Below are 20053 nucleotides of genomic sequence, written 5' to 3'. Positions count from 1 at the left end.
ACGCTCAGGTGGTGGGTGGGTGGCCCGTGGAGTGGCGGACCATGAGCTGTGAGGGGAGCTCGCGCCGCGCGACGGCCGCGCGGTCGGGGTCTTCGAGGAGCTGCAGCAACATGTCGACGCCGGCCCGGCCGATCGTCTCCTGCGGTTGGGCGACGGTGGTCAGCGAGGGGCTGACCATCTGGGACAGCACGATGTCGTCGAAACCCATGACGCTGATGGCCTCGGGCACCTTGACACCGCGGGTGGCGAACCAGTTGAGCAGGCCGAGCGCGACGAGGTCGTTGTAGGCGACGACCGCGGTGACGCCGGCGGCGAGCACCTGGTCGGCGGCGGCGACCCCGCCGGCGAACTGGGGAGCGAAGTTGCCGATCTCGACCAGGTCGATCCCGCTGCCGGCGGTCACCGACCGCAGCGCCCGGGCGCGCTCGCGGTTGGACCACGACAGCCGGGGCCCGGCGACGTACGCGACGCGCCGGTGGCCGAGGGCGGCGAGGTGCGCGACGGCCTGCCGGATGCCGTCGACGTTGTCGATGGTGATCGCCGGGATCTGGCCGACCCGGCGGTTGAGCATGACGATCGGGGTCTCGCCGGCGACGGCGCGCAGATCCTCCTCGGTCATGCGGGGTGAGCAGAGCACGATCCCGTCGACCTGCTTGCTGAGCGCCCGCACGAGACCGGCCTCCGCCGTCGGGTCCTCGTCGGTGTCGGCGAGGAAGACGGAGAAGTCCGACTCGCGGGCGCGGCTCTGCACGCCCTTGACGACGCCGGGGAAGAACGGGTTGGTGAGGTCGGGCACGATCAGGCCGATGTTGCCGGTGCGGCCCGTGATCAGGCCGCGGGCCGCCCGGTTGGGCTGATAGCCCAGCTCGGCGGCTGCCCGCTCGACCCTGAGCCTGGTCTCGGCCTGGACGAGGGCGGGCGTGGTCAGGGCGCGGCTCACCGTCGACGGTGACACGCCCGCCGCACGTGCGACGTCCTTGATCGTCACCGGCATCGAGCACGCTCCCTGGGGTCGGGGTGGTGCGAGCCAGTCTGAAATCGTTTGCACGATGATGTCAAGAGATTCTTCGAAGGTGCTCTTGACGAGCGGGAATCATCGGCACACAGTGATGAGAACGTTTGTGGGATCGACCGCAGAGGAGCCTTCACGGTGCCGCAGCTCCACCTCGACCCCGACCGGACCTTCCCGCCGGACCCCGTCACCCGGCAGCTCGCCCGCACCGTGTACGCCGCGACCCGCGACCTGCCGCTGGTCTGCATGCACGGCCACGTCGACGCCGCGCTGCTGGCCGACGACCCGCCGTTCGGCGACCCGGCCGCCCTGCTGATCACCCCGGACCACTACGTGACCCGGCTGGTGCACTCGGCGGGCGTGCCGCTCGAGGCGCTCGGCGTCGGCGCGGGCGCCGCGGCCTCGCGGGCGGTCTGGCGCACCTTCTGCGCCAACTGGCGGCTGTTCCGGGGCACCCCGTCGCGGTACTGGCTGACCCACGAGCTGGTCGAGGTCTTCGGCGTCGACACCGTCCCGTCGGCGCAGACCGCCGACCGGCTCTACGACGAGCTGTCCGCCCGCCTCGCCCGGCCGGAGTTCCGGCCGCGGGCGCTGTTCGAGCGCTTCGGCATCGAGGTCCTCGCCACCACCGACTCGCCCCTGGACGACCTCGGCGCGCACGCCCGCCTCGCCGCCGACGGCTGGGGCGAGCGGGTCATCCCCACGTTCCGCCCCGACGCGCTCGTCCACCTCGACCGCCCGTCCTGGACCGCCGACGTGGCCGCGCTCGCCAAACGCGCCGACACCCCCACCGACGACTACGACGGCTACCTCGAGGCGCTGCGGGCCAGGCGGCGGGCGTTCATCGCGGCGGGTGCCCTCGCCACCGACCACGGCCACGAGTCCGCCGACACCACCCCGCTCGGCGACGCCGACGCCCGCCGCATCTACGCCGCCGCGCTCGCCGGCCGGGTCACGGCGGCGGAGGCCGCCGCGTTCGCCGGGCACATGCTCTACCAGATGGCGGCGATGTCCTGCGAGGACGGGCTCGTCATGCAGCTGCACCCCGGCGTGCTGCGCGACCACCACGACGAGGCGCACCGGCGCTACGGCCCCGACCGCGGCTTCGACATCCCGGTCGCCGCCGAGTTCACCCGGTCGCTGCGCCCGCTGCTGCAGGCGTTCGGCCGCCACCCGGCGCTGCGGCTCATCCTCTTCACCGTCGACGAGACCGTCTACAGCCGCGAGCTGGCGCCCCTGGCCGGGGTCTACCCCGCGGTGCGCCTCGGCGCGCCCTGGTGGTTCCTGGACAGCCCCGAGGGCCTGCGCCGGTTCCGGTCCGCGGTCACCGAGACGGCCGGCTTCTACAACACCGCCGGCTTCGTCGACGACACCCGCGCGTTCGCCTCCATCCCGGCCCGGCACGACCTCGCCCGGCGCATCGACGCCGGCCACCTCGCCGACCTCGTCGCCCGCCACCACCTGGACCTCGACGAGGCGGTCGAGACCGCGGTCGACCTCGCTTACACGATCCCGAAACAGGTCTACGCCCGCCCCGCCGCCTGAGATGGCTCCGGCTGGGTCGCTGTGGAAGACCCTCACCACCTGCGCCGACGACCCCGACGACCCAGACGGGCACCGCGCCCTCGACGAGCTGCTGACCGACGCCGGCGGGGGCGGCGGGGTTACGGGCGGGACAGCACCGCGACGTCCGGTTCGGTGAGGCTGCCGGCGATGACGGTGCCGTCGCGTTCGGTGACCGAGGTGACGAAGCCGTAGGAGCCGTCGCTGGTGCGCAGGTCGTGCACGCGGCGGCCGTCGAGGTCGAACGCCATCACCCAGGCGACCGGGGCGGCCTTCGGGCGCAGCGCCGCCGGCAGGTTCCACACCAGCAGGCGCAGCACGCCCGGCAGCGGCAGCAGGCGGTCGAGCAGGGCGTTGCGGGGTGCGGCGATCGCCACCCACAGCAGGCCGTCGCTGCCCAGGCTCATGTTGTCGGGGAAGCCGGCGAGGTTCTCCACCAGTGGTTCGGTGCTGCCGGCGCGCGGACCGGTGAGCCAGTACCGGCGGATGCGGTACCCGGCGGTCTCGGCGAACAGCAGGTGCGTGCCGTCGGGGGCGAGGACCAGGCCGTTGGCGAACTTCAGGTCCGACAGCAGGGTGGTGACGGTGCCGTCGGGGTCGCGGCGGACCAGCCGGCCGGTGCAGGTGTGCTCGAACATGTCGCCGAGGTGGTGCTGCAGGTCCCAGCGGCGCGTCGACGTGGTGAACCAGATGGTGCCGTCGGGGCCCTGCACGACGTTGCTGGCGAACGTCAGCGGCTCGCCGTCGACGGTGTCCACGAGCACCTCGACGGTGCCGTCCGGCGCCACCCGCAGCAGCCCCCGGTCGTGGTCGCAGACCAGGACGCCGCCGTCGGGGCAGGGCAGGACGCCCAGCGGCCGGCCGCCCGTCTCGGCGGCCACGACGCGCCCGCCGCCGGGGCCGAGGCGCACGACGCGGCCGTCGGCGGTGCCGGTGACGACGTAACCGTGCGCGTCGAACCTGACGTCCTCAGGGCCGCGCCCGCCGGTCGCCAGCCGCCGCTCGACGACGAACGGCGCGGTCGGGCCGGCGTCGGGCGCCGCGACCGGCGGGCGCCAGCGGCGCGGCGAGATACGGCGACGGGCCATGCCCACACTTCCCTACGGCGTCCGGCGGGTACGCGAGGCGACAGCGTACCGCCGCGACCGCCGCTACGGGACCGTCCCGCCCTGGCGTGGCGCGGGCGGCCGGGCGACCGCCGGGAGGCGGGTCCGGTTCCACCACTGCGACAGGCCGACCGCCACCAGCACCAGCGCCGCGCCGACCAGCGCGAACCAGGACGTCAGCTCCGTCTTGCGGCGCTGCAGGGTCACCTGGCTGGGCAGGTCGCGCAGCACGTCACCGAGGGACTCGGCGTCCTCGGCCTTGAAGTACTTGCCGCCGGTGGTCTCGGCGACCTTCGTCAGGGTGCCCTCGTCCATGTCCTGGAACCGGCCACGACCGCCGAACTGGCCGCCGCCCGGCCCGCCGAACGGCCCGCCCGGGCCGCCGCGGAACTGGCTGCCGCCGCTGATCTGGTCGCTGGAGCAGACCATCGGCGACGGGGTTTCGGTGCCGAAGCCGATCGTGTACACCCGCAGGCGCCGGGCCTCCGCGGCGGCCGCGGCCGTCATCGGGTCGACGCCGTCGGTGTTGCGCCCGTCGGTGAGCACCACGATCGTGTCAGGCTCGTACTCGCCGGTGGCGGTGCCGTCGTCGGGGACCTCGACCCCGGTCGGCGCGACGTCGGGGTTGATCTCGGCGATCGCGTCGATGGAGGCGAGGATGGCCAGGCCGATCGCGGTGCCGCGGGACGTGCGCAGCCCGTCGATCGCCTCCAGCAGCTGCCTGCTGTCGGTCGTCGGCGGCACGATCAGCCCGGCGATGCCGGAGAACGCGACCAGGCCGATCTTCTGGTTGCCGTCGTGGTCCTTGATGAACTCGCGGGCCGCCTTCTGGGCGGCGGTCAGCCGGTTCGGTGCCACGTCGGTGGAGCACATCGAGCCGGACACGTCCATCGCCAGGATGATCGTGGCGGCGCTGTCGGGCACGACGACCGACGCCTCCGGGCGGGCCGCGGCGGTGCCGGTGACGAGCAGACCGGCCGCGAACAGCCACAGCGGTATCCGCCGTTTCCACGAGGTGCGCCCGGGCAGCGCCGCCCGGATGAGGGCGACGCTGGGCAGCTGGACGGCCGCGCGGCGGCGCCGGCGGCGCGTCCACCAGCGCACGGCGAGCAGCAACGGGAACGCCAGCAGCGCGACGAGGGCCCACGGCCAGTGCAGCGACATCAGAGGATCCGTCCGAACCAGGTGGTCATCAGTACTCCCCCGATGGTGAGCAGCAGCACGGCGGTCAACGCGGCGGCGCCCGTCAGCTCGACCGGCTTCACCTTGGTGGTGAGCCGCAGGTCGAGCGAGTCGTACACGTCGTGCAGCGCCTCGGCGTTCTCGGCGCGGTGGTACGAGCCGGTGGTGGTCGTCGCGACCTCGGTCAGCAGCTCCTCGTCCAGTGACGTGGCGACCTGGAAGCCGTCGACCTCGACGGTGGCGCCGTCGACGGTGCCGACGCCGACGGTCTCGATGTGCACGCCGGCGGTCGCGGCGAGCTGGGCGGCGGCGACGGCGTCGGGCCCGCCGGTGTCCTCGCCGTCGGACAGCAGCACGATCGTGGCGTTGCCCCAGTACCCGAGGTCGGCGGCGGGCTGGCCGTCCTGCGGCAGCGCGGCCGGTTTGCCGGCGATGACGGTGAGCGCGGCGAGGATGGCCTGGCCGATGGAGGTGCCGCCGTTGATCTGGAGCCGTTTGATCGCGGCGACGGTCGCGGCCCGGTCGTCGGACGGCTGCTGGGTGGTGAGCGCGCCCTCGTCGAAGGCGACCACGCCGATGCTGACGCTGTCGGGCTGGGCCTCGGCGAACTCGACGGCGGCGGCCTGGGCGGCGGCGAGCCTGGACGGCGCGACGTCCTTGGCGGCCATGCTGTTGGACACGTCGAAGGCGAGGATGACGGTGCCGGCGGCCCTGGCGACGGGGAGGTCGGCCTGCGGGCGGGCCACGGACAGCAGCAGCAGGGTGAGCGCGGCCAGGAACAGCACCGGCGGCAGGTGCCGCCGCAGCCGGTCCCGGTTCGTGGTCGCCAGCCCCGCGGTCGCGAGGGCCTGCGCGCGTTGCCGCTGCAGCCACCAGTACCCCACGGCCACCGCTGTTGCGATGAGCGCACCGACAACGAGCAGATACGGATGTTGAACACTCATGCCGTCACCTCCGCTGCGCTCCGGCGCCGGCCTGAGCTCCACCCTGAGCCCATACATCGCGGCTCCTCGCTCCGCTGCGGGCCGCTCATGCCCGCCGCCGTTTCGACCAGCGGACCATCTCCACCAGGGCGAGCAGCGGGTCCTGGTCGGTGGTGACGCGGTGCGCGGTCACCCTGGAGCGGCGCATCGCCGCGGCGACGGCGGCCTCCCGGCCGTCGACCTCCTCCCGCAGCCGCTGCTGGAACAGCGGGTCGCTGGTGTCCACCAGCACCTGCTCGCCGGTCTCGGCGTCCTCGACGAGGACCAGGCCCAGGTCCGGCAGGTCCAGCTCCATCGGGTCGACGACCCGGACCGCGACGACCTCGTGCCGGTGGGTGAGCCGGGACAGCGCGTCCTGCCAGTTCACCGTGTCGCCGCTGAGGAAGTCGGAGATGACGAAGATCAGGCCGCGCCGGCGGGCCTGGGCGGCGGCCAGCCGCAGCATCGCGTCCACGTCGGTGGCGGCGCCGCCCGGCTTGCCGCGCAGGGCTGCCGCGGCCCGCGTCGCCTTGTCGATCTCGTGGGCGATGCGCAGCACGTGGGTGCGGCCGGTGCGGGGCGGCACGACCCGCTGCAGGCCGTTGTCGTACAGCACCGCGCCGATCCGGTTGCCGCCCTGCGTGAAGAGCCGGGCCAGGCACACGGCCAGCTCGGTGAGCAGGCCGTCCTTGCCCCGGCCGGCCTGCCCGGCGCCGCCGAAGCGCATCGACGCCGACAGGTCCAGCACCAGCCATGCGGTGAGCTCGCGGTCCTCGGTGTACTGCCGCACGTACGGCTCGTCGAGGCGCGCCGTCACGTTCCAGTCGATGTGCCGCACGTCGTCCTCAGGCGTGTACTCGCGCAGGTCGGCGAAGTCGATGCCGGAACCGCGGAACACGGTGCGGTAGGCGCCCTGCAGCTGCCCGTCGAGGCGGCGGATCACCTGCCACTCCAGGCGGCGCAGCAGCCGGTCGGGTGCGCTCGCCACGGGTCAGCGGCTTCCGCTGCGCACCGGCGCCGGCACCGGCAGCGCCGCCATGACCCGGGTGAGGATCGTGTCGGCGGTGACGTCGTCGGACAGCGCCTCGTAGGACAGCACCAGGCGGTGCCGGAACACGTCGAGGGCCAGCTCGGTGAGGTCGCGCGGGATCACGTAGTCGCGGCCGCGGATGAACGCCAGGGCCCGCGCGGCGAGCACCAGGTTGATCGACGCGCGGGGGCTGGCGCCGAAGCTGACGTACCGCGCCAGGTCACCCTGCCCGACCTCCTCCGGGCGGCGGGTGGCGTTGGCCAGCCGGACCGAGTACTCGATGAGCGCCGGGTCGACGTAGACCTGCTCGACCTCGGCCTGCATCCGGATGAGCCGCTCCGGGTCGACGATCGCCTGCAGCAGCGGCGCCGGGGTGATGGCCCGCTCGACGATCACGTACTCCTCCGTCGGGCTCGGATACCCGACGACCACCTTCATCATGAACCGGTCGACCTGCGCCTCGGGCAGCGGATACGTGCCCTCGGACTCGATCGGGTTCTGGGTCGCCATGACCAGGAACGGCCGCGGGATGTGGTGCGTCTCCCGGCCGATCGTCACCTGCTGCTCCTGCATCACCTCCAGCAGCGCGCTCTGCACCTTCGCCGGGGCGCGGTTGATCTCGTCGGCGAGCAGCAGGTTGGTGAAGACCGGGCCGAGCGACACCTGGAACTCGCCGCTGCTCTGGTGGTACACCCGGGTGCCGACGATGTCGGCCGGCACCAGGTCCGGGGTGAACTGCACGCGGTGGAACTGCCCGCCGATCGCCGCCGCGAGGGCCTTCACCGCCAGGGTCTTGGCCAGGCCCGGGACGCCCTCGACGAGGATGTGCCCGCGGGACAGCAGCGCGACCATGAGCCGCTCCAGCAGCGCGTCCTGCCCGACGATGGTCTTCTTCACCTCGTACAGGACCTGCTCGACGGCGCCGGTGATGCCACTTTCGGATGGTGTGTCCACGTATCGTCCTTACGTCTGCGAGCGGGTGCTTACTGCTGCGGTGCCTGGTCGCCGCCGCCGGCGCCGAGGGCGGCACCGATCGGCACGGCGAAGCCGACGCCGACGAACGTGCCGGCGGCGGTCGGGTTGGCCAGGGCCACGACGATCGCGATCGTCTCGCCCTTGGCGTTGACGAGCGGCCCGCCGGAGCTGCCCGGGTTGACCGCGGCGTCGAACTGGATGAGGCCGGTGAGCTTGGTGCCGTCGGGGTTCGTCGCGGTGCGGTCCAGCCCCGACACGACCCCGGCGGTCGCGCTGCTGGTCAGCCCGAGCTGGTTACCGATGGCGATCACGGTGTTGCCGACGGCGAGCCGGCCGGAGTTGCCGATGACGGCCGGGACGAGCACGTCGGGCAGGCCCTCCGGGGCGAGCGCGGCGATGTCGAGCGCTGGGTCGGACTGGGCGACCTTCGCGCCGGCCTGGGTGCCGTCGGCGAACACGACCCGGACGGCGGCGGCGCCGCGCACCACGTGGAAGGCGGTCAGGATGATCCCCTGGGCGCTGGCGACGACGCCGGTGCCGGTCGCGGTGACCTTGTCGCCGTCGACGGCCTGGATCGTCACGACCGACGGCGCGACCGCCGCGTAGATCTGCGCGATCGTCGGCGCGGACGCCGACGGCGACGGTGACGCCGACGGGCGCGCGGACGCCGGCCGGGAGCCGCTGGATCCGGCGCGGAAGGCGACGAACGCGGTGAGGATCAGGGCCAGCACGACGGCGACGCCGAGCAGCAGGTTGCGCCGCGACGGTCCGTGCGCCGGCCACCGCCGCGGCGGGCGGCTCGGCTCGCCCTGGGCGAGCACGTCGCCCTGGGGCTCGAATTCGACCTGCAGGTCGCGTGGTGCCTCCGGGGGCCTCCCGCTCGGGCGCATACCTCAACGTAACGGCGATTCCTGAGAATCACCTTCGAACTTTCTGCCAACGCGGCCCCGGCGATGTCCTTTTCCGGCCGCCGCCGATCGTTCCCAGGTTGGAGGATCATCCTGGTCCCCGGAAGGAGCCGTCCGATGCCGCAGTATCTCGCCCTCACCTACACCGCCGACGTCGACTGGCGGGACCCCGAGCACGCCGCGGAGCTCGCCGAGTACCGCGAGTTCGCCCAGGAGCACGCCGACCGCCTGCGGGCCAGCGCCGTGCTGCACCCCACCGCCACCGCCACCGTGGTCCGCGTCGAGGGCGCCCGCGGCGGGAAGATCGTCACGACCGACGGCCCGTACGCGGAGACCAAGGAGGCCCTGACCGGCTACTACCTGATCGAGGCCGCCGACCTGGACGAGGCGGTCGCGACCGCCGCGCGGATCCCGGCGGCGTGGGGCGGCGCCGTCGAGGTCCGCCCGGTCATCGCGGCCAGGTGACCCGGGCGTTGTCCACCGCACACGACACCGTCGCCGACACGGTCCGGGTCGAGGGCGCGCGGATCCTCGCGACCCTCATCCGGACCGTCGGCGACGTGCAGACCGCGCAGGACGCCGTGCAGGAGGCGGTCCTCGCGGCGCTGTCCACGTGGCCGGTCAGCGGGGTGCCGCCGCAGCCGCGCGCGTGGCTCACCGTCACCGCCCGCCGCAAGGCCATCGACATCCTGCGCCGCGAGCAGGCCCGCCCCGGCAAGGAGGAGGAGAGCACCAGGATGCTCGAGCTCACCCGCACCGACCTGCCGTCCGACGCGGACGTCCACGACGACCTGCTGCGGCTGGTCTTCACCTGCTGCCACCCGGCGCTGTCCCCGCCGACCCAGGTCGCCCTCGCGCTGCGCACCCTGTGCGGGCTGTCCCCCGCCCAGATCGCCGCGGTGCTGCTCACCACCGAGGCCGCCACCGAGAAGCGGCTCACCCGGGCCCGGCAGAAGATCGCCGCGGCGCACATCCCGTACCGGGTGCCGCCGGCCCACGAGCTGCCCGACCGGCTGCCCGCCGTCTGCGGCGTCATCCACAGCCTCTACACCGCCGGGCACGCGCCCGCCGACGGCCCGGACGCGTTCGACGTCGACGCGTGCGCCGAGGCGGTCCGGCTGGCCACGCTGCTGCACACCCTGCTGCCCGACCAGCCGGCCCCGGCCGCCGTCCTGGCGCTGCTGCTGCTCACCGAGGCCCGCCGCCCGGCCCGCCTGGACGCCTCCGGTGCCGTGGTCACCCTCGACCGCCAGGACCGCTCCCGGTGGGACGCCACGCTCATCGCCCGCGGCATCACCCTGCTCAACGCGTCGCTGCTCGCCTCGTCCCGGCGCGCCGACGCGTACCAGCTGCAGGCCGCGATCGCCGCCGAGCACGCCCGCGCCGCCTCGTACGCCGCCACCGACTGGCCGGAGATCCTGCGCCTGTACGACCTGCTGATGTCCGTCGCCCCGAGCCCCGCCGCGGGCCTGGCCAGGGTGGTCGCGGCCGCCGAGGCGCACGGCGCGGCGGCCGGCCTGGCCCTGCTCGCCGAGCTGCCCGCTTCCCCGCGCCGGCACGCGGTCCACGCCGAGCTGCTGGCCCGCGCCGGCCGCCCCGCCGAGGCGGTGCGGGCGCTCACCGCGTCCCTGGCGGGCCCGGCCACGGACGCCGAACGCCGGCACCGCCTCGCCCGCCTCGCCGAGCTGCGGGACCTGCGGTGATGGTCTTCGACGCGGTGCTCGCGCTGCACCCGGGCGACGAGGTGGGCCGGATGCTGCGCTCCCCCGCGCTGCGGGCGGCGGGCCGGTGCTACGCGTTCACCTCGGGCGACGCGATGATCGTGAAGCTGCCGGCGGCGCGGGTCGGGCAGCTCGTCGCGGCCGGCGTGGGCGAGCCGTGCGCACCACGGCCGGGCCGGCCGATGCGCGAGTGGATCCGGGTGCCCGCCGCCGGCAGCCTCGACCTGATCCTGGAGGCCCGGGCGTTCGTCACCGGGCGCCCCTGAAGGTCTCTCGCCAGTCGTACAATCGAGGACGCCATCTCGAGCTCCGCCCCGCCGCCCGGAAACCGGGCCGCCGCCGCGTCGAGCGAGGTGTGTCATCCCCTCCACCGCCATGCCCAGCATGCGCGCCACCATCCCCGAAAGGAGCAGCCCGTGCGGCGGCACATCATCACCGGCGCGCCAGGAGCCGGCAAGACGACGATCCTGGCCGCACTGCGCGACCGCGGGTACGCCGTGGTCGAGGAGGCCGCGACCGACGTCAACCTCCGCCTGCGGGCCCCGGGCCGCGACGAGGTGTGGCGCGTCCCCGGGTTCATCGACGCGATCACGCTCCTGCAGCGGGAGCGCGAGCAGCGGCCCGTGCCGCCGGCCACCGCGGTCCAGGTCTTCGACCGCTCACCGATCTGCACACTGGCGCTGGCCCGCTACCTCGGCCTGCCGGTGACCCCGGTCCTGGCCGGCGAGGTCGACCGGGTGACGGCGGAGGGGACGTACCAGCGGCGGGTCTTCTTCGTCCGGCTCCTCGGGTTCGTCACGCCGACCGCGGTGCGCCGGATCACCTTCGAGCAGTCGGTCGCGTTCGAGCGGTTCCACGAGCAGGCGTACCGCGAGCACGGGTTCGAGCTGGTGGACGTACCGGCCGGCACCCTCGCCGACCGGGTCGACCTCATCGACGGGTGGCTACGGTCCTGACCACGGACCCGCCGGTCACCGCTCGCCGGGCACCACCTGGTCCGGCGGCGGTGGACTGACGGTGACCGCCGCGCCGATGTCGTGGACCGTCATCGTCACCGTGACCTGCCACATCGTCCCGCTGCCGCTCGCCGTGAGCGTCACCCGGCTCGGCAGCCCGTCGCCGCCGACATCGACGGTGACGTTCGGGCTGATGATGCCGGCGTCCTTGAGTTGCTGCCACAGCGGCTCCGCGGGTGCCCACTCGATGCCGTGCAGCTCGTACCGGTGCCCGCCGCCGGGAAGGTCGGCGCGCGGGAGCTTCGCGGCGACCGCCACGTCCAGGTACCGCAGCGCGTCGACCTCGGGCATCCGGTACACCGCCCGGCTGGTCACGGTCTTGCTGACGGGGTCGTACCGCAGCTTCACGAACGAGTTCGCGAGGGCGCTGCCGTCGTAGCGCCGCCACTGCCCGAAGTTGACCTCGCCGGTCTGCCGGTGGTAGCGCACGTCGCCGACCTGCACGGACTCGAGGTGCGCGTACGGCGCCCCGGCGAACCGCAGCTCGCTCGACGCCTGCCAGTCCCCGCCCGTGCCGTGCAGGGTGCCCGACCATGCCCAGCTGCCGTCCTCCGGATTCCACCATGTCGCGGAGAAGTCGACCCGGTAGCCGCCGGGCACCTTGGCGCGGGCGGCCTTCAGCTCCTTGATCGCGGCCGCCGCCGCGATGCGGCTGTCCGGCTCCGGCGGTTGCCGCGGCACGCAGCCGGCCAGCACCCCGGCCAGGGACAGCACGACCACCGCAAGGAACCCCCGCGCCCTCATGGCCGTCGATGCTAACGCAGGGCCCTCGGCGAGACGGAGACCTTGAACCGCCCGCCGGGGTTCGGCCCGGGCGTGGCCGTGATCCGCAGTGGGCGCCGGGCCGTCGGGGTGAGGCGCAGCCGGCGTACCAGCATCGCGACCGTCGCCACCGCGAGGACCTGCGTCATCCCGGCGCCGAGGCACGTGTGGCCGCCGACGGAGAACGGCGCGTAGACGCCCGCTCTGCGCCCGGCGGCGAAGTCCCGGTCGAGGTCGAACCGGTGCGGGTCGGGGAAGTGCTCCGGCAGCTGATGGGTGACGCAGGTGGCGACGAGGACCCGCTGACCCCGCTCGATGCGGAAGCCCTCGAAGTCGAAGGTCTCCGCCGCGGTACGGGCGGATCCGGGCGCCGGCGGGTAGACCCGCAGCGTCTCCATCACCAGTCCGTGCAGGGCGGGCAGGTCGCGGAGCCGGTCGAAGGTGAGCGGGCCGGCGGCGTCCACCTCGTCGGTCACCCGCGCGAGCACGTCCGGGTGCCGCACGAGCACGTCGATCATGAAGCTGTACAGGTAGGCGACCGTGTTGACGCCGGCGAAGTACCCCTGCAGCGCCATGCCCGCGCGCACGTCGAGCGGGTACGGCGCACCGTCCTCGTCGGTCGCGGCGAGCGCCTGGTCGAGCAGGTCGGGGACGCCGTCGCGGGGCCCGGCCGCGGCCCGCTCGGCCAGCGCCTCCCGGGCGAACCGGTGGATCTCGGCGCGGGCCCGGCGGTACGCGGGCCACCGCAGCGTCGCGGCGGGCCACTTCCCGGCGATGGTGACGTCGAGGACCAGCTCGAACGCCGACCGCAGGGTCTCGAACCGGGCGGCCGAGCTGGCCCCGGTGTACGCGATCGACAGCTGCGCCGCGGCGAGCCGCTGGCACGCGTCGACGACGGGCACCGTGGACCGGCCGGCCCAGCCGTCGAGGAGCCGCCCGGTCTCGGCGGTGACGCGGTCCCAGCGGGCGGCGAGCAGGTCGCGCGACAGGCCGGTGGCGAGGATCCTGCGCAGGTGCCGGTGGGGCCGGCCGCGCAGCACGTGGACCCGCATGCCGAACTCCCGGTCGAGGCCGCCGAAGCTCTCCTCGCTGGTGAACGCCGCCTCGCCACGGTCGAGCAGGAACCTGTTGGCCTCGGCGCCGGCCATGATGACGAAGGCCTGGTTCAGCGCGCGGACCCGGTACACCGGCCCCATCCGCCGGTACGTGTCCACCAGGAACTGCTGGACGTCGCCCATCATCCGCAACGCGTTGCCCAGCACCGGGACACCCGGGGCGACCGGCGGCGGGGCTGCTGTCACCCCCCGGATTCTCCGGCAGCCCCGGCACGAAATCCAGCGCTGACGGGCCGCCCCCGCGATGCCCGCAAGTCTGCCAGGATCGACCGGTGAGTGTGCTGTACGACTATTTCGTCGCCTTCACCGACGACGAGGCCGAGGCGATGCTCGAGGACGGCCCGGACGGCGAGCTCCTGCTCCTGGAGCTCAAAGGGCTCGACCCGCACGACCTCATCGCCGTCGAGGCGCTGCTGACCGGCGCCGGCGTCGACGCGACCATTGGCCGGGGGCACGCCCCGCGCATCGTCGCGAGCCTGCCCGGCCACCACACCGTGGTCCTGTTCCTCGACGACGGCCTGCGCGACGCGCTCGCCGGGGCGACGGCCGAGCGACTGACCGCGGTCGCGGCAGCATGGGCGCGGCTTCGTGCGCTCGTCGCCCAGGAGGACCTCGACGCCCTGACGGACCTGCTCGGCCAGCTCGTCTGGCTGGCCCGGGAGGCCCGGGACTCCGGCGCGCACCTGTACTGCTGGGTCGGCGTCTGAAGCGCCTCGCGCCACGAGCGCCTCGCGCCACGGCGGACAGTCGTGCCATCGTTGCGGGTGTGACGTTGCCGTTGATCCGCCTGACCGGCGACCGCGTGGTCAGCCGTCGCACCAACGACTGCCCTCGATCGGCGGCCGGCGCATGACCGACGAGGAGCTCGTCGCCGTGGCGTTGGCGGCCGCGGCCGTCCGTGGGCGGGGCGGGTTCGACGGCTCGCGGGTCACGCGCGACGGGGCGGAGGCGGAGGTGTTGCTGTCGAACTCGGCGTACGCGCGCGGCGGCGGCCTGCTCGTGGTCATCGACCCGGTGACCGGTGTGGTGCTGCGGGTCGTGCCCCAGCTGTAGGTCCGGTCCGCTGTCGGCCGGGCGCCGACCGTCGTGGCGTTATGCGATCGTGACCGCGGGGCGGGAAGCGGGGGCGGCGGCGGACACCGCAGTGGTGATGGATGACGACGACCGACTGTTGTGGGACCGGGCGCTGGCCCTGGCCGGGGTCGCCGCCGCGGTGGCCGCGGTCCTGTTCACCGTGGCCCGGCCCGACACCGGGCCGGCGTACGCGCTGACCCCCAACGGCGACGGCTCGGTCACGTTCGTCATCGACGACCCCAGCGACCCCGCCGGCGCCACCGAGGCCCTGCGCGCCGCCGGCATCCGCGCCGTCGTCCTGCCCGGCCACCGCCCCGGCGGGTGCCCCGCCGACCAGCGCGGCACCCGCGACAGCCGCACCTGGTCGACGCTGGCCACGGCGGTGCAGGGCTGGGAGTACCGCCGCACCCACCCCGACGCCCTGCACAGCGTCGTCATCCAGCCCGGCCGCATCCCACCCGGCGCCGTCCTCGCCATCGGCACGATCGAGGCCAGACTCGACGGCGAGCACCGCCTCGTGGTGTACCCGGAGCTGTTCACCGAACCCGGACCCGCCTGCTACGAGACCGACCTCAACGTCGACAAGCTCATGCGGATCGAGCAGCAACTGCGCTCGTCATGACCGGCGACGACCGGACCGGGTTCGCCTGAACGGCCGGGCGGCTGCCGCCGATGCGGGGACGGACATCGATGCCAGCGGTGGTTGTGGGGGTGGGGCGGGCCGGGCACGGTGGGTGGATGGGCCCCGCATTCCTGGTCTGGTTGAGCGACGCCCTGCGGCTGATGCGGTCGGAGGAGCTCAGCCCGCACATCCGCAGGCACACCGGTGTCCTGCTCGAGGCGTCCCTGTCGTCCGTCCTCGTCGTCGACGGGACCCGCACCGCGGTGCGGCGGTCCGTGCTGCTGGCCATCGACGTCAACGCCGGTGCGGAGCGGGTCGCGGAGGTGGAGCGGTTCTGCCTGGAGCACTCGTCGCAGTTCGGTGTGCTGGTGTCGTTCCTCATCTCGAACGGGCCGCCGGATGCGCGTACACAGCAGATCCTGGCGCGGCACAGGGTCCTGCACGTGACCGTGGCGGACGGCGACGCGGACACCCCGCCGACGCCGGAGTCGATCGGCAACCTGCGGCAGCTGCTGCTCGGCGCGGTGCCGGTGGGCAACGTCCTGCGCCAGCTGGAGCAGCTGGAGGCCGGCGCGGAGACGGCGGACGGCGACGACGGGGAGCGGCTGCTGGAGGCCGCGTATCTGACCCTGTTGTCGCTGTACCACGCGGAGTGGGAGTTCCTGGGCGACGGTGCACGCCGGCACCGTACGGTCGGGATCGCCGGGACCGGGGTGCACAGCGCGATCGTCGAGGGCTACGCCGTGCAGAGCTACCCGTCCGGCGGCGGAAGCCGGCACGTGTACCTGCCGAGCCTGGACGGCCTCGAACGCGGGCTGTCGCTGGCGGCGACCGCGTATGACCTGGCGCTGCGCCTGGAGCGGGGAGGGGTGCGCGGGCCGACGGCCGAGGCGGTGAGCCGGGTCTCGCGCCTGTTCCTCTCGTACTACCTGTCGTGGCTCGACGGCCGCGGTCACGTGCTGGACGGCGACGGGCTGCGCCGGGAGCGCGAGGCGTTCGTCGGCGCGCCGCACATCTCGCTGGTCTCCGCGGGCCTGCCCGACCGGCCGCCGGTCGAGCAGCTCACCTTCCTCGACCTGCTCGAAGGGGTACGCGCGCGGGAGGCGACCCAGGACCTGCTCGACGGCATCGAGGCCATGGTGCCGAAGGTCCAGCAGCGCTGCCTGGAGGCGCTCGCGCGGTTCGGCACGCTGGAGGACATCCGGCCGTTGGAGCCGTTCATCCTGTCGCCCAGGGAGTCGCTGCGCGACGCCGCGCTGGCGGTCATCGGGCGGATGGGCGGTGACGCGGCGGCGGCCACGCTGAGCGAGCTGCTCAACGCCGAGCTGGTGCCGATGTCGGTCGCCTTCCTCGACGCGGTCGCCAGCACCCGCTCCCCGCTGGCACTGCGCAACCTCATCATCTTCGGCGCCGGCCGCGGGCAGGCCGAGCCGCCCGTGTTCGGCGCGATCGAGTCCTGCCTCGACGGGCTGGGGGTCGACGGTGTCCGCGGCGCCGGGCCGGGGCTCGTGCCGGCCGGGGTGCTCGAACGGTACGTCGCCTTCCTCCTCGACGCCGGGGCCACCCGGCTGGCGCTGAAGCTGATCGGCGCGTTCGAGCTGGCCGCCTGCTTCTGCCATGTCGAGCGGGCGCTGCGCGACGAGTCGCTGGTGACCCGGGTCAACGCGATCCGTGTCGTGCCGCTCGTCCCGTCGGACCGGCTCGTCCAGGCGATGGTCGACGCGCTGGCGCATCCGCCGGACGACTACGAGCAGCGCAAGCTCCTGGAATGGATGACCTCGAACCTGCACGCGAACCAGCACCGCGCGGAGCGGGCCGGCCGGATCACCGGCGTCGCCGACCTCGACCTGCGCACGGCCGTCATGGCGGCGCTGACCAAGGTGGACACCGACCTGGCGAGGACCCTGCTCGCCGGGCTCGCCGCCGAAGCGCCCGACGACACGCCTGACGGTGGCGGCGCCGCGCCGCACGAGGCGCCGGGCGGCTGGCCGGAGATCCCGCTGCTGAACTCGATCTTCGCGTGCCCGGGCGAGCTGACCGTGTGGGTGTCGCACGGCTCCCGCGAGCGCGAGCCGGACACGATGGCGATGGCCTCCCTGATCCACGGCAACCGCTTCGCGGACACGCAGAGCTCCGGCGAGGCGGCCAGCATGCTCAGCGGCGGGATGAGCCTGACCCAGGGCACGGAGAGGGAGATCTTCAACGACGTCGTGCTGCCGTGCCTGCGCGGCGAGCGCCCCCGGTTCCCGATCTCGGCGGGGATGGGCGAGAGCGTCACCACGAAGATCGAGGACGGCCGGACGGTGGTCACCGGCCGCCGGGACCTGCACGCCCCGGACGCCGCCGACCGGGAGGAGTGAGCGTGCTCAGGCGCACCGAGCTGGCGTGCATGTACTTCCCCTACGCCGATCCGGCGCCGTCGCCGGCGCTGTTGACGGCCGCCCTGCTGTTCGACCGGATCCACTTCCTCGAGCTGAACTTCTTCCGGCCGCCCGGCGTCGGCACCGCCGTGCCGCGCGACGGCCGGCTCCCCGCCGAGCTGCGCGACCTTGGCTGCTTCACCGAGATCGGCCCGGACCTGCTCGGGTTGAGCCAGCTGGCGAGCCCGGGCCGGGCGGTGACCGACGCGAGCGTCCGGGCGGAGATCCAGGCCAGCATCGGTGACGACCTGGCCGACGACGAGTTCCGGCGGCTCGCGGCCGACACCGGCAAGGCGCACTGGCTGCTGCCCAACGGCCAGTACCTGTTCTGGGCCGGGCTGGGCATCATGTTCGACTACGTCGCGGGCGAGCACGGTGGGCTCGTGCCGGTGCCGGAGGTGCTCGCCACCCGGCCGCGCTCCTACCAGGACGTGCTGGCCCGGTACGGGTACCCGGCCGAGGTCCGGCCCTTCGCCGAGCAGCGCCTGCGCCAGCCGGCCGGCGAGCTCATGGTGCGCCTGCCGTTCGAGGCGGCCGAGTCGCTGATGCTGACGGTGGCCCTGCACGCCTGCCGCGAGCTGCGGCTCGTGCCGTTCACCGACAGCGCCCTGCATCAGCGGTTCCTGAACGTGAAGCTGGGCCGGCTGGCGCGCCGACTGACCGCCGACGCGCTGCCGGGGCCCACACCGGCGTACCCGCGGCTGGGCACGGAACTGATCGAGCTGAGCCTGCCACGCATCGAGAACCTGACCCCGCGCCGGGTCGGCCAGCTGCGCACCAGGTGCCGGGACCAGCTGGAGGCGTTCCGCGACGAGGTGCTGAAGATGGCCGCGGAGATCGAGGTGAACGCCTGGGAGCCGGACTTCGAGCGGCACCTGGCCCGCTACATCGACGCGAACGTACGCCCCGCGCTGCTCGACCTGGAGCGCAAGCTGCACGACCTGAAGCGCGACGTCGGGCTCGTGCTGCTGGAGAAGTCCGCGACCACCGCCCCGCTGCCGCTGCTGGTGAGCGTCTTCACCGGCATCCCGGTGGAGTGGGTCCTGCCGGCCAGCGTGGGCATCGTCTCGCTGAAGGAGCTGCTGTCGTACGCCACGAACCGGTCCCGGCTGAAGCGCAACGGGCTGAGCTTCCTGCTCGACCTCGGCTGACCGCCGTGCCGCGGTGTCCTGGAGCCGACACGAGCGCCGGCGCCGGCCTCGACGGACGTACCGTCGATACGCGGAGTATCCACGAGTGCACAGCAGGCGACCGGGAGGGCGGCATGGCTGGACCAGGATCCCACCTGGAGGGCGGATTCGGGCACGCCCACCTGCCGGAGGGCACCGCGCCGGACATCACCGCGTTCAAGGCGCCCGTGCCGGACGTGGCCCGTGCGGCCATGGACGCGAAGGCGGCCGCGCTGGGCGACGCCTTCACCGGGCCACCCGACGGTCAACCGTGGGTGCCGATCGGGGCCGCCGGCGACCCGACCTTCTACGCGCGCAAGTACGCCAGGTGCACCATCTTCTACCAGGACGGGATCGGCGCGTACGAGATCCACGGCGGGATCCGCGACAAGTACGAGCGGCTGAACGGCTACTACCGGTTCGGCCCGCCGCTGACCGACGAGCGGCCCTGCCCTGACGGACGCGGCCGGTACAACCACTTCTGGCGGCAGGCATCGATCTACTGGCATCCCGAGACGGGTCCCTACGCGGTGCAGGGCGCGATCCGGAACCTGTGGGCCACCCGCGGGTGGGAGCGGGGTCCGCTCGGCTACCCGGTCAGCGACCAGGTCGCCTTCGGTGAGGACCCGCCCGGGTGCCTGTTCCAGAACGGCGCGCTGGCGGTCAGCGACGAGACCGGCGCGGCCGGCGACGCGCCGAGCGTCAGGCTGGACCGCGAGACATTGCTGCGGCTGGTGTGGATGATGTTCAACACGCGGGGCCACGCCCCGTCCGGGCAGGCCACCGTGGGCCAGGTGATCCTGGAGGCGTTCGACCCGCTGCACCTCATCCCGCTCGGGCACGCCGGCAACCACAGCGTCGGGCTGTACCCGCAGCGTTCGCTGGACAGCGTGGGTCCGTACTCGGGCGAGTTCCTGCGGGCCGACAACCGCGTCGTCGCCTTCACCATCAACGGGTTCCATGACGCGGGGCCGGTGCTGCCGGACCAGACCTGGACCGTGCACATCCAGTTGCGGTTCCAGGACGAGGCGTCCACCAGCGACCAGCCCGGCACCAACCTGGTGGCCACCCATGTCGGCAACCGGGTGCGCGCGGACGGCATCGGCGCGGGCACGCTGGCCGAGGAGCTGCGTGCGCGACTGGCGGGCGCGTTCCCGGTGCGCCTGACCAATCCGGGCAACCCCGCCGAACCCGACCTCGTGCCGGAGGCCCAGTTTCTCGGGCTGATCATCGAGGCCGACGGCGCCCTTTCGCTGCACTTCTGCAACACCGCGGCCGGCCGGCTCGCCCAGCTCTTCGCCCAGAGGAAGGTCGACGCGCTGATCGGCGGCTGAGCGCGCCCCTCTTCCGGTGCGGATCGGCGCCTGCCACACTTCGTGGCGTGTCGGGTACACAGCGTCTGCGACCGTGGCCGTT

20 protein-coding genes are annotated in these 20053 nt (G+C 73.8%); 11 read left to right on the top strand and 9 right to left on the bottom strand.

The window, feature by feature from the left end; genetic code table 11:
• Window positions 1-4: 4 nt before the first annotated feature.
• Window positions 5-994, bottom strand: a complete 990-nt coding sequence (locus OP18_RS13465; RefSeq protein ID WP_033359147.1) for a LacI family DNA-binding transcriptional regulator — start codon at window positions 992-994, stop codon at window positions 5-7.
• Window positions 995-1150: 156 nt separating this feature from the next.
• Between OP18_RS13465 and uxaC the strand changes: the two genes are divergently transcribed.
• Window positions 1151-2557, top strand: coding sequence for a glucuronate isomerase (gene uxaC, locus OP18_RS13460; protein WP_033359146.1), 1407 nt, complete (start codon window positions 1151-1153; stop codon window positions 2555-2557).
• 119 nt (window positions 2558-2676) lie between these two features.
• Here uxaC and OP18_RS13455 read toward each other — a convergent pair whose 3' ends face one another.
• From OP18_RS13455 to OP18_RS13430, 6 genes are all read right to left on the bottom strand, one after another.
• Window positions 2677-3663 carry an SMP-30/gluconolactonase/LRE family protein gene (locus OP18_RS13455; protein ID WP_033359145.1) on the bottom strand — a complete coding sequence of 329 codons (987 nt, stop codon included), beginning with the start codon at window positions 3661-3663 and terminating at the stop codon, window positions 2677-2679.
• Between the two features lie 63 nt (window positions 3664-3726).
• Window positions 3727-4845, bottom strand: a complete 1119-nt coding sequence (locus OP18_RS13450) for a vWA domain-containing protein (protein ID WP_033359144.1) — start codon at window positions 4843-4845, stop codon at window positions 3727-3729.
• Window positions 4845-5807, bottom strand: coding sequence for a VWA domain-containing protein (locus OP18_RS13445; protein ID WP_033359143.1), 963 nt, complete (start codon window positions 5805-5807; stop codon window positions 4845-4847). The genes OP18_RS13450 and OP18_RS13445 overlap by 1 nt, the downstream gene beginning before the upstream one ends.
• Before the next feature lie 85 nt (window positions 5808-5892).
• Window positions 5893-6813 (bottom strand): DUF58 domain-containing protein, encoded by a 921-nt coding sequence (locus OP18_RS13440; RefSeq protein ID WP_033359142.1) that lies wholly within the window; start codon window positions 6811-6813, stop codon window positions 5893-5895.
• A 3-nt stretch (window positions 6814-6816) separates the two neighbouring features.
• Window positions 6817-7809, bottom strand: coding sequence for an AAA family ATPase (locus OP18_RS13435; RefSeq protein ID WP_033359141.1), 993 nt, complete (start codon window positions 7807-7809; stop codon window positions 6817-6819).
• Window positions 7810-7838: 29 nt separating this feature from the next.
• The gene (locus OP18_RS13430) at window positions 7839-8720 is read right to left on the bottom strand and encodes a S1C family serine protease (RefSeq protein ID WP_081970707.1); all 882 of its coding nucleotides are present in this window, start codon (window positions 8718-8720) and stop codon (window positions 7839-7841) included.
• Window positions 8721-8855: 135 nt separating this feature from the next.
• Here OP18_RS13430 and OP18_RS13425 point away from each other — a divergent pair, with 135 nt between their 5' ends.
• From OP18_RS13425 to OP18_RS13410, 4 genes are all read left to right on the top strand, one after another.
• Window positions 8856-9203, top strand: a complete 348-nt coding sequence (locus OP18_RS13425; protein ID WP_033359140.1) for a YciI family protein — start codon at window positions 8856-8858, stop codon at window positions 9201-9203.
• An 8-nt stretch (window positions 9204-9211) separates the two neighbouring features.
• Window positions 9212-10441 carry an RNA polymerase sigma factor gene (locus OP18_RS13420; RefSeq protein WP_033359263.1) on the top strand — a complete coding sequence of 410 codons (1230 nt, stop codon included), beginning with the start codon at window positions 9212-9214 and terminating at the stop codon, window positions 10439-10441.
• Complete coding sequence (locus tag OP18_RS13415) at window positions 10438-10725, top strand: hypothetical protein (RefSeq protein ID WP_156089501.1); 288 nt, start codon at window positions 10438-10440, stop codon at window positions 10723-10725. The genes OP18_RS13420 and OP18_RS13415 overlap by 4 nt, the downstream gene beginning before the upstream one ends.
• 150 nt (window positions 10726-10875) lie before the next feature.
• Complete coding sequence (locus OP18_RS13410) at window positions 10876-11415, top strand: AAA family ATPase (RefSeq protein ID WP_033359138.1); 540 nt, start codon at window positions 10876-10878, stop codon at window positions 11413-11415.
• A 15-nt stretch (window positions 11416-11430) separates the two neighbouring features.
• On the opposite strand, the gene OP18_RS13405 is transcribed toward OP18_RS13410, so the two are convergent.
• Together OP18_RS13405 and OP18_RS13400 are read right to left on the bottom strand one after the other, a co-directional pair.
• Window positions 11431-12219: a hypothetical protein gene (locus OP18_RS13405; protein WP_156089500.1), complete on the bottom strand. Its 789-nt coding sequence runs from the start codon at window positions 12217-12219 to the stop codon at window positions 11431-11433.
• Window positions 12220-12230: 11 nt separating this feature from the next.
• Window positions 12231-13538 (bottom strand): cytochrome P450, encoded by a 1308-nt coding sequence (locus OP18_RS13400; RefSeq protein ID WP_156089499.1) that lies wholly within the window; start codon window positions 13536-13538, stop codon window positions 12231-12233.
• A gap of 86 nt (window positions 13539-13624) precedes the next feature.
• Between OP18_RS13400 and OP18_RS57100 the strand changes: the two genes are divergently transcribed.
• The 6 genes from OP18_RS57100 (at window position 13625) to OP18_RS52415 (ending at window position 19971) form a co-directional block, all read left to right on the top strand.
• A complete protein-coding gene (locus OP18_RS57100; RefSeq protein WP_156089498.1) occupies window positions 13625-14059 on the top strand; it encodes a hypothetical protein in 435 nt (144 codons plus the stop codon).
• Between the two features lie 142 nt (window positions 14060-14201).
• Entirely contained in the window at window positions 14202-14405 is a 204-nt protein-coding gene (locus OP18_RS13390) for a hypothetical protein (RefSeq protein WP_033359135.1), read from the top strand.
• Window positions 14406-14502: 97 nt separating this feature from the next.
• Complete coding sequence (locus OP18_RS13385) at window positions 14503-15048, top strand: hypothetical protein (protein WP_156089497.1); 546 nt, start codon at window positions 14503-14505, stop codon at window positions 15046-15048.
• Window positions 15049-15164: 116 nt separating this feature from the next.
• Window positions 15165-17408 (top strand): HEAT repeat domain-containing protein, encoded by a 2244-nt coding sequence (locus OP18_RS13380; protein WP_033359133.1) that lies wholly within the window; start codon window positions 15165-15167, stop codon window positions 17406-17408.
• Between the two features lie 2 nt (window positions 17409-17410).
• Window positions 17411-18619: a hypothetical protein gene (locus OP18_RS13375; protein ID WP_033359132.1), complete on the top strand. Its 1209-nt coding sequence runs from the start codon at window positions 17411-17413 to the stop codon at window positions 18617-18619.
• Between the two features lie 113 nt (window positions 18620-18732).
• Complete coding sequence (locus tag OP18_RS52415; protein ID WP_052386659.1) at window positions 18733-19971, top strand: LGFP repeat-containing protein; 1239 nt, start codon at window positions 18733-18735, stop codon at window positions 19969-19971.
• Window positions 19972-20053 lie beyond the last annotated feature (82 nt).

Origin of the sequence: Dactylosporangium aurantiacum (genome assembly GCF_000716715.1) — a bacterium.
Taxonomy (GTDB): domain Bacteria; phylum Actinomycetota; class Actinomycetes; order Mycobacteriales; family Micromonosporaceae; genus Dactylosporangium; species Dactylosporangium aurantiacum.
This window is presented reverse-complemented; position numbering and strand designations above follow the sequence as displayed.